This is a genomic window from uncultured Microbacterium sp. (genome assembly GCF_963524805.1).
Lineage (GTDB): Bacteria > Actinomycetota > Actinomycetes > Actinomycetales > Microbacteriaceae > Microbacterium.
Window position 1 is genome coordinate 42,442 of the sequence record NZ_CAURGG010000012.1, and the last position, 9,051, is coordinate 51,492.

Genomic DNA, 9,051 nt, shown 5'->3' on the forward strand with positions numbered 1-9,051 from the left:
CGTGGTCACACGTCTCTCGCATTTCTTCCTCCGCACCCTGCGTGAAGACCCGGCTGATGCCGAGGTCGCCTCGCACCGCTGGCTCGTCCGCGCCGGCTACATCCGCCGCCAGGCACCAGGGATCTTCGCGTGGCTGCCGCTCGGCCTGCGGGTCAAGGCGAAGATCGAAGGCATCATCCGCGACGAGATGGCGAACGCGGGCGCCTACGAGGTGCACTTCCCGGCTCTCGTGCCGCGCGACCCCTATGAGCAGTCCGGCCGATGGGAGACCTACGGCAACGGCATTTTCCGACTGAAGGATCGGCGGGACGCCGACTACCTGCTCGCCCCGACCCACGAAGAGCTGTTCACCCTCCTGGTGAAGGACCTCTACTCGTCCTACAAGGATCTGCCGCTCGCGATCTACCAGATCCAGGACAAGTACCGCGACGAGGCTCGACCGCGTGCGGGCCTGCTGCGCGGGCGCGAGTTCACGATGAAGGACGCCTACTCGTTCGATTACACCGACGAAGGGCTGGATGCCTCCTACCAGCGTCAGCGCGATGCCTACGAGCGCATCTTCCAGCGGCTCGGGCTGGAGTACGCCATCGTGGCGGCGGACAACGGTCTGATGGGCGGTGCGCGCAGCGAGGAGTTCCTGCACCCCACCCCCATCGGTGAAGACACCTTCGTCCGGTCCGAGGGCGGGTACGCCGCGAACGTCGAGGCGTTCACGACGGTCGTTCCCGACGCCATCGCGTTCGATGGTCTGGGGGAGCCGGTGATCTTCGACTCGCCGAACACTCCCACGATCGCGACACTCGTCGATCACGCCAACGCGCATCTGGAAGCACCTGAGCAGGGCGAGTGGACGGCGGCGCACACGCTCAAGAACGTCGTGCTCGCCCTCACTCACCTCGACGGCACGCGCGAGCTCGTCGTCGTCGGACTGCCGGGCGATCGGGACATCGACGAGAAGCGCGCGGAGGTGGCGTTCGCCCCGGCCGGGGTGGAGGCGGCCACCGAGGCGGACTTCGAGCGGCACCCGCTGCTGGTGAAGGGCTACATCGGACCCTGGTCGCCGACCGGTTCGATCCTCGGCGAGGACTCGGCGACCGGCATCCGGTATCTGCTGGACCCCCGCGTCGTGGACGGCACCTCGTGGATCACCGGCGCCAACATGGATCAGAAGCACGTGCACTCACTCGTCGCGGGCCGGGATTTCGGCACGGACGCCTACGTGGAGGTCGCGAACGTCCGCGCCGGCGACCCCGCACCGGACGGCTCGGGACCGGTGGAGCTCGCCCGCGGGATGGAGATCGGGCACGTCTTCCAGCTGGGCCGGTTCTTCGCCGACGTGCTGGGCCTGAAGGTCCTGGATGAGAACGGCAAGCTCGTCACGGTGACGATGGGCTCGTACGGCATCGGGGTGACGCGGATCCTGGCGATCATCGCCGAGCTGAACAACGACGAGAAGGGGCTCATCTGGCCGGCGTCGGTCGCCCCGTTCGACGTGCACGTCGTCGCTGCCGGCCGGGATGCCGCGATCTTCGACGTCGCCGCGCAGTTCGCCGCCGACCTCGAGGCCGCGGGCAAGGACGTGCTGTACGACGACCGGCTCAAGGTGTCGCCCGGCGTGAAGTTCGGCGACGCCGAGATCGTCGGCGTGCCGAAGATCGTGATCGTCGGTCGCGGCGCGGCGGACGGCGAGGTCGAGCTGTGGGACCGCCGTTCCGGAGACCGCGAAACGCTCTCGATCCAGGAGGCCCTCGCTCAGCTCACTCGCTGATCCGGCTGAGCGTCGGCCTGCGGCACGGCGAGCGTGTCGTCCGCAGTGCTTTCGCTTTCCGCAGCGACCTGAGCAGGAGATCCCTCCTCGCCGGTGAACGGTGCGTCGTCGAAGAAGCGATGACCGGGTGGAAGATACGGCAGGATCGACGCGGCGAGCGCCAGCACTGCGATCAGCGCGCCGACCGAGGCGATTTCGGCTCCGAGCAGGCCATTGGCGATAGCCCGCTCAGCCGGCAGGACCTGCGCGATCAACACCGCGAGAGCGGGCCAGATCGCCAGGACAGCCGTCGGAATGGCGAGAAAGAGAAGCCATCGACGAGCAGCTCGACTGGCTCGTCGAAGGAAGAACACAAGCGTCACTTCGGCGGCGATCACACCGAGCAGCGGCAGCGCGACCCCGATCGCGAACATGACGGTGACCATGCTCCCCATGCCGAGCCCGAGGTAGTACGCCATCTGCTGTCCTACCAGGAACAGTGCCAGGGCCTCGATGAGGATGAGTGGCCACCACAGAATGAACGCGACCAGGACCTGCCACGGCATCCGCCGACGAGCTCGGGATATCGAGCTCGATGACGGGAGGTCGGCCTCGTCGTCCCCCGCCACTGCGCGGGGAGCCCGCTCGAAGTAGCTGTTCGCGGCCGGCAGGAACGGGAGCACCGATGCGACCAACGCGCCGGCCGCGAGCACCGTGAGTATGAGCGAGAGATCGAACGGAACCGACGCCGCGAGCACTTCCGCGGTCGTCTGCACAACAGGCATCCGCGTCCCGTTGTCGGGAATGGGCACGACGAGTGCGAACGCCACGGTCACGGCCGCGAGCACGACCAGGACCGCTCGCGCCACTCCGCTTCCACCGCGCATCGAGATGGCGAAGGATGCCTCCAGCGTGATCATCAAGAGAAGGGGAAGGGCGACGGGCGGGTCGACGAAGAGCACGTCCCAGGCGGGTCCGCCGATCCGCGCGGCCTGCACGAGCGTGAGCGCCAGGTAAGCGAGCATGATCGACTGACCGATGATGAGCGGCCACCACAGGTAGAAGGCGACGATGACGAGCGTCGGCGGTCGCCGGCGCCGCTCCGCGGCCACAGGGTGGACCGGGTCGGGGTGGATCTCGGTCGGCATCATCCGTCTGCTCCCCAGGAGACGAACTGCTGCGACGCCTCGGGCGTGAGGAGGACCGTGTAGTAGCTTCCGCCGGCCGCCGCTGCGGGACTCACGTCGAAGATGTCGTAATAGACGAGGGAATCGCCGGTCGGGTCAGCAATGCCGCCATCCTCCAGGGTCGGGAAGTCGGGAATCGACACGGTCGCGAGCTCGAATTCTTCGCCTGCGTCCGAAAGCCACCAGCTGGAGGGGAAGGCGGGGGAGAAACCACAGGAGAAGGCTTGTTCGCCCGGGTCCGCGTACGTGACCGCAACCGCCAGATAGACCCCCTGTTCCGGCGGGGGCACGGATGCATCTGCGGCCGCCTGGGTCGCATCGACAGGTCGTCCGACCGTCATCGACATGGCGGGCAGCTGTGTCGCCGCCTGCGACATCGACACCTTCGTCTCGAAGGGAAGCGGGGCGGAGCTCCCTCCCTGCGCCCCCAGGTCCGTCGCATAGAAGGCGCCCTCCCAGAAACCCGGGTCGGTTCCGTCGGGCGGGTCGGAAGGCGTCGGGCAGTCGGGCACCGGGCCCGGGTCATCGGCGTAGCCGTAGACGTGCGCGTACAGGTCCGGAGGAGGCAGCGCGGCTGCTGTCGTCACGACGCCGATCACCAACGCCACGACGACGGCACAGATCGCCACGATGCTCTTGCCGCCACGCTCCAGCGCCACGACGGCACACATCGCCCCGGCGAGTGCCAATGCGACCGTCACCGACACTCCGATGCGCGAATTCCACGGCGGAACGAGCAGGAGCAGACAGCTCACACCGGCGGCGACTCCCAGTGCGAGTGCGATGAGTCCGAGTCTCCGGCTCTGGGAGGGTGCCGGATCCAGCGACGACCCGCCTGCGACGTCGGCGTGCGGAGCTTCGATCGCCTGCGCCGGCGCTGCACTTCCGGCGGCCGCGCCGGCATTGTCGTCAGACACAGCGCCACCCCCGAAGCACCTGCCGAATCGCGATCCCCAAGAGCGCGGATGATCCCCAACACGTGAATGATGCACCCGCACCGGTCGCGGCGCAACGGGTCACGCCGATGGTGCGTTCGAGCGGGTCTGCCTCAGCAGCTGATCTTCTCGTGGCGCATGGTGTCGTCGGGGGTGTCCTTCGTGACGAGAGCCTTCAGCATGCCCGCCGCCATCACGATCTTGCCGTGCTTGGGCTCCCAGAACTCGCACTCGACGGGGGTCACCTTCAACAGCGCGATACCGGGGGTCTCCAGGCCGTCCTCGAACCAGATGTCCAGCGACGGCGTGTACAGCTCCTTCATCTTCGCGGTGTCGTGCACCACGCTCGCCCGCCCGGCGACCGAGACGAAGCGCATCCCCTTGGAGTCGAGGTAGGACAGGCCGATGTCGTGATCGGCCTCGACCTCGTCGACCTTCTTGCTGTCGTCCGCGGTGAAGAACCAGATGGCACCGGTCTCGTCCATCTGCCGGGTGCTCATCGGTCGGGAGACCAGGTTCCCGGAGGCGTCCAGGGTGGTGAGCATCGTGAAATCGATGTCCTCCACCAATTCCTTCAGTCGCGTGATCGCATCGGTCTGGGTCATCTGTTCATCAGCCATCTTCCGAGGCTCACACCCCGCGGTCGGCCGCCCAAGGGCTTGACAGGGCCGACGCAGCGGGATCTACCCGGGGCTGAGGTGCGCGAACCGCGCGCGGAACAGGCCGAAGATCCCGTAGGCGATGAAGCCCGCCCCGACCACGGCGACAAGGAGCGGACCGAGATCCAGCGCGAGGAGCGCCCGCAGGGCGCCGTCCAGGCCGCCGGCGGTATCGGCATCCGAGCTGAACGACGCGACGATGAGCAGGATGCCGACGATGACGAGCGCGAGGCCCTTGGCGATGAATCCGACCAGGCCGAGCCCCGCGATGCCGCGACCGATGCCGTGCTCGGGAATGTCGATCTTGCTGCGGAAGGATCGCCGCAGACCCATCACGATGAAGACCACACCGCCGATGCCGATGCCCAGTCCCACGAGGACGAGCACGACCGGGCCGCCGGGAACGGAGAGGAGGCCGCGGCTGGCGTTCTCGGCGGCCTGCTCCGTGTCGACCTGAGCGCCCAGTGCGACGGCCGCCGCGATCAGGCCCAGCGCCACGAAGATGACGGCCTGGCCCCAGGCGCCGAGCCGCCTGCCCCACTTGCCCGCCACCTCCGGCGCGTCGTCGGAGTCGGCGCGGGTGAGAATGCCCTCCAGCAGCTGCCACGCCCCCAGCGCCCACAGCGTGACCGCGACGATCCACAGAAGGACGAAGCCGAACGGCACGTCCGCGATCGCCATGAGCGCGCCCGACTGATCGGTCGCCCCCTTGTCGCCCCAGGCGACGGCCAGCGCGATCGCACCGATGAGGATGTGCACCAGGCCGTTCGCGGCGTACCCGGCCCGAGCGAGCACGCGGAACGGCGTGCTCTGCTCCGCCTCGCGGGCGACGCGCTTGGGGGCTGCGGAGTCCATCCCAGCCAGCCTACGTGCGGGGCCGGAGGCCGAGGAGGCGACCTATCATTGCCCGCGTGACCGTCGACCGCGCCCCCGCCTTGCGCCGTCCCCGGCTGCGACGGGCCTTGCGCCTTATCGAGGACGCGCCGGCGCCGGCGGCCCTCGCGATCGGGTTCGCGGTGCTGCTGCTCGGTGGCTTCATCGTGACCCGACCGCTGACCTCGCTGTGGCTGCTCGCCGTGCTCGTGGGAATCAGTGCGATCATCTCGGGACTCCTCGGTCTGGCCGACGCGGAGTCCGCGCAGCGCGCCGCGCTCGACGCGGGCACGGTGGCGCCATCGAGGCGGGCGAGTGCGATCCGCGGGTGGAACCGGGCCATCTGCATCCTGTGGATCGCCGGCGGAATCGCGGTGCTGGTCTGGCTGGGTCGCAGCATCCAGCTTCTGCCGGCCGTTCTCAGCGTGCTGCTCGTCCTCGGCGGGCTCGGCTCCCTGGCAGGCGCCACCCGCGGCCGCGTCAGCGAACGGGTGCTGGCGGTCGCCTCCAGCCTGGCGCAGGTCGTGTTCGGCATCCTCGCCCTGGCCTGGCCGGATCTGACCCTCCTGATCGCGGCCGTCCTGTTCGGCATCCGCACGGTCATCTACGGGGCGGCTCTGATCTGGCGGGCAGGACGCAGGCTCGCCCGCCGACCGGACCTCGAGGCGGACGCGCTCCCTTCTCGGCGGACCACAACGCTGCTGGATGCCGGCCGCTACGTCTTCGCCGTCGCCCTGGTCGTGCTCTCCGCGTCGGCGTGGTGGGTCAACACGTGGCTGGCCGAGGGCGCTCCGGTGGTGGACGCGTTCTACGACGCGCCCGCCGAGATGCCCGATGGACCCGGCGTGCTGATCCGCTCCGACGACTACTTCGGCACGGCGCCGGCCGGCGGCGAAGTGCAGCGCATCCTGTACAGCACGACCGACGCCGTCGGGGTGCGATCGGTGGCCAGCGCCCTGGTGATATCGCCGATCGATTCGCCGTCCGGAGCGCACCCGGTCATCTCGTGGAACTGGGGGACCACCGGGGTCGCACGCGGCTGCGCGCCGAGCCTGCTCGATTCGACGGCCACGCGCTGGGCGATTCCGGCGGTCGAGGAGGCACTGGCGCGCGGCTGGGTGATCGTGGCCTCGGACTACACGGGACGCGGCACGCAAGGACGCTTCCCCTATCTGATCGGCGAGGGCGAGGCCCGCTCGAGTCTGGACGCGATCCGCGCTGCTCGTGATCTGGAGGGTGTGCGCCTGTCATCCGACGTCGTGGTGTGGGGCCATTCGCAGGGAGGGCACGCCGCGCTGTTCACCGAGCCGGTCGCAGCGGAGTACGCGCCTGAGCTGCGCATCCTGGGAACGGCCGCCCTGTCGCCGCTGGCCGACCCGCTCGCGATGGCGCGGAAGCTGACCCGCAGCGATGCGTCGGCGGAACTGTCCATCATGGCCTCGTGGGTGCTCGTTCCGTACGCGGACATGTACCCCGACGTGAACGTCTCGGACTACGTCGCGACCTCGGGGCGCGTGATCGTCCGCGAGATGACCCAACGGTGCCTCAGCGAGCCCGGCCTCTTCGTCTCGGCGATCACGTCACTCGGAGTCTCCGCCGACGAGCCGCTCTATCCCGCCGATCTCACGGGGGGAGCGCTTGGGCGCCGCCTGGCGCAGAACGCCGCCACCGGCCCCTGGGAGTCGCCCCTGCTCATCGGCTGGTCGCTGCAGGACGAGGTCATCCCCCCGGATCTGACCCAGCGTTTCGTGGACGGACTCTGCGAGCAGGGTGTCGCCGTGCGGTGGGTGCCGTACCTGCGCGGTGATCACCGCTCGCTCATCGTGCCGTCCTCGCCGTTCCTTCCCGTCTTGATGCACTGGACGCAGGCGCGGTTCGATCGCGATCGCGATCTCGTGTCGGACTGCGCGCGTTCGCAGGGCTGAGCGCGGGGCGCGGTCGCCAGAGATCTCCCAGATCCACGGGTGCGGCATCCGGTACCTTTGAAGGATGCCGCGCGCCCGCCGCGCGACGGCGACAGCTGAATAGGGAGGTCACTTGTGGACATCGATCTGTCACTCTTGCGGACGATTGAGCGAGAGAAGGAGATCCCGTTCGATGAGCTCGTGCGCATCATCGAACAGGCGATCCTGACCGCCTACGCCAAGCACACCACCGCCACCGGAGAGCTGCCCGACGGAGCCCGTGCCGTTCTGGACCGCAGGACCGGGCACGTTGCGATCTTCCTGCCGCTGCTGGACGACGAGGGTGCGGTCATCGGCGAGGAGGAGACGACGCCGGACGACTTCGGCCGGATCGCCGCTTTCGCCGCCAAGCAGGTCATCAGCCAGTGCCTGCGCGACATCGCGGACGACGCCGTCCTGGGCGAGTTCCGCGGCAAGGAGGGCGACATCGTCGCCGGTGTCGTGCAGCAGGGTCCGAACCCGCGCATGGTGCACGTCGACCTCGGCTCGGTCGAGGCGATCCTGCCTCCGGAAGAGCAGGTCGCCGGCGAGGAGTACGCCCACGGCTCGCGGCTGCGCGTGTACGTCACCTCCGTGGCCAAGGGCACCAAGGGGCCGCAGATCACGGTCTCGCGGACCCATCCGGGACTGGTGCGAAAGCTGTTCGCCCTCGAGGTGCCCGAGATCCATGCCGGCCTGGTCGAGATCGTCTCGCTCGCACGCGAAGCGGGTCACCGCACGAAGATCGCCGTGCGAGCGACCGACCCCACCATCAACGCGAAGGGCGCGTGCATCGGCGAGCTCGGCCGCCGCGTGCGCGCCGTCACCGAGGAGCTCGGCGGCGAGAAGATCGACATCGTCGACTACGACCCCGAGCTCGCTCGCTTCGTGGCCAACGCGCTGTCGCCGGCGAAGGTGACCTCGAGCTTCATCCTGGACACCTCGACGAAGGCCGTGCGCGCCCTCGTCCCCGACTACCAGCTGTCGCTCGCGATCGGCAAGGAGGGGCAGAACGCCCGCCTCGCCGCCAAGCTCACCGGCGCGAAGATCGACATCCAGCCCGACAGCGTCCTGGAGGGCTGAGCGACCGCCGTCGGCCGGCGGGCGTCCAGCCCAGAGGTGTAACATGGTTCCTGTACGAACGTGCGTCGGATGCCGCACGCGTGCCCCCCGGTCCACACTCCTGCGAGTCGTGGCCGTCGATTCCCACCTCGTCGCCGACGAACGGGCCTCGATGCCGGGGCGGGGCGCGTGGGTGCATGAGACGCAGGAATGCGTGGAGGCCGCGATCCGGCGCCGCGCTTTCGTGCGGGCATTGCGTGTGTCAGGTCCTCTGGATACGCAGACCTTCGAGAAACGGCTGAACGGCTATGGAAACAAAGTGAACGGCTCGAAATGAGACCCGTCCGCGACTGAGGTCTGCCCTGCCTGGGTGGACCAACCCAGACAGGAGAATTGTGGCTGCCAAACCACGCGTACACGAGATCGCATCCGAACTCGGTGTCGACAGCAAGATCGCTCTTGCAAAGCTCAAGGAGCTCGGCGAATTCGTCAAGAGCCCCTCTTCAACGATCGAGCCCCCCGTGGCTCGCAAGCTCCGCGCTGCCCTCGAGGCAGACGGTGCCGGCAAGGCCGCAGCGGCACCCGCCGCCGCGACGGCGACCGCCGGTGCACCCGCCACCGGTGCGCGGCCCGGCGCCGCGCGTC

The 9,051-nt window shown here is 68.9% G+C and carries 9 protein-coding genes; 5 read left to right on the top strand and 4 right to left on the bottom strand.

All coding sequences use genetic code 11. From position 1 onward, the window contains the following. The first annotated feature begins 1 nt into the window (after position 1). Complete coding sequence (locus RWQ91_RS16465; RefSeq protein ID WP_314508193.1) at positions 2-1,768, top strand: proline--tRNA ligase; 1,767 nt, start codon at positions 2-4, stop codon at positions 1,766-1,768. Here the strand turns inward: RWQ91_RS16465 and RWQ91_RS16470 are convergent. The 4 genes from RWQ91_RS16470 to RWQ91_RS16485 form a co-directional block, all read right to left on the bottom strand. Next, positions 1,753-2,895 carry a hypothetical protein gene (locus RWQ91_RS16470; protein ID WP_314508194.1) on the bottom strand — a complete coding sequence of 381 codons (1,143 nt, stop codon included), beginning with the start codon at positions 2,893-2,895 and terminating at the stop codon, positions 1,753-1,755. The genes RWQ91_RS16465 and RWQ91_RS16470 overlap by 16 nt on opposite strands. Further along, the gene (locus RWQ91_RS16475) at positions 2,895-3,851 is read right to left on the bottom strand and encodes a hypothetical protein (RefSeq protein WP_314508196.1); all 957 of its coding nucleotides are present in this window, start codon (positions 3,849-3,851) and stop codon (positions 2,895-2,897) included. Before RWQ91_RS16475 ends, RWQ91_RS16470 begins: the two co-directional genes overlap by 1 nt. A 131-nt stretch (positions 3,852-3,982) precedes the next feature. Then, positions 3,983-4,489 (bottom strand): pyridoxamine 5'-phosphate oxidase family protein, encoded by a 507-nt coding sequence (locus tag RWQ91_RS16480; RefSeq protein WP_314508198.1) that lies wholly within the window; start codon positions 4,487-4,489, stop codon positions 3,983-3,985. 63 nt (positions 4,490-4,552) lie between these two features. Then, positions 4,553-5,383 (bottom strand): DUF1206 domain-containing protein, encoded by an 831-nt coding sequence (locus RWQ91_RS16485; protein WP_314508199.1) that lies wholly within the window; start codon positions 5,381-5,383, stop codon positions 4,553-4,555. 56 nt (positions 5,384-5,439) lie between these two features. Between RWQ91_RS16485 and RWQ91_RS16490 the strand changes: the two genes are divergently transcribed. From RWQ91_RS16490 to RWQ91_RS16505, 4 genes are all read left to right on the top strand, one after another. After that, entirely contained in the window at positions 5,440-7,326 is a 1,887-nt protein-coding gene (locus RWQ91_RS16490; RefSeq protein ID WP_314508200.1) for a lipase family protein, read from the top strand. Between the two features lie 114 nt (positions 7,327-7,440). Then, complete coding sequence (gene nusA, locus RWQ91_RS16495) at positions 7,441-8,427, top strand: transcription termination factor NusA (protein WP_314508201.1); 987 nt, start codon at positions 7,441-7,443, stop codon at positions 8,425-8,427. Between the two features lie 43 nt (positions 8,428-8,470). Then, positions 8,471-8,743, top strand: a complete 273-nt coding sequence (locus tag RWQ91_RS16500; protein ID WP_314508202.1) for a YlxR family protein — start codon at positions 8,471-8,473, stop codon at positions 8,741-8,743. A gap of 58 nt (positions 8,744-8,801) precedes the next feature. Next, positions 8,802-9,051, top strand: a 250-nt coding sequence (locus tag RWQ91_RS16505; protein WP_314508203.1) for a translation initiation factor IF-2 N-terminal domain-containing protein, incomplete at its 3' end; no start/stop codon positions are given.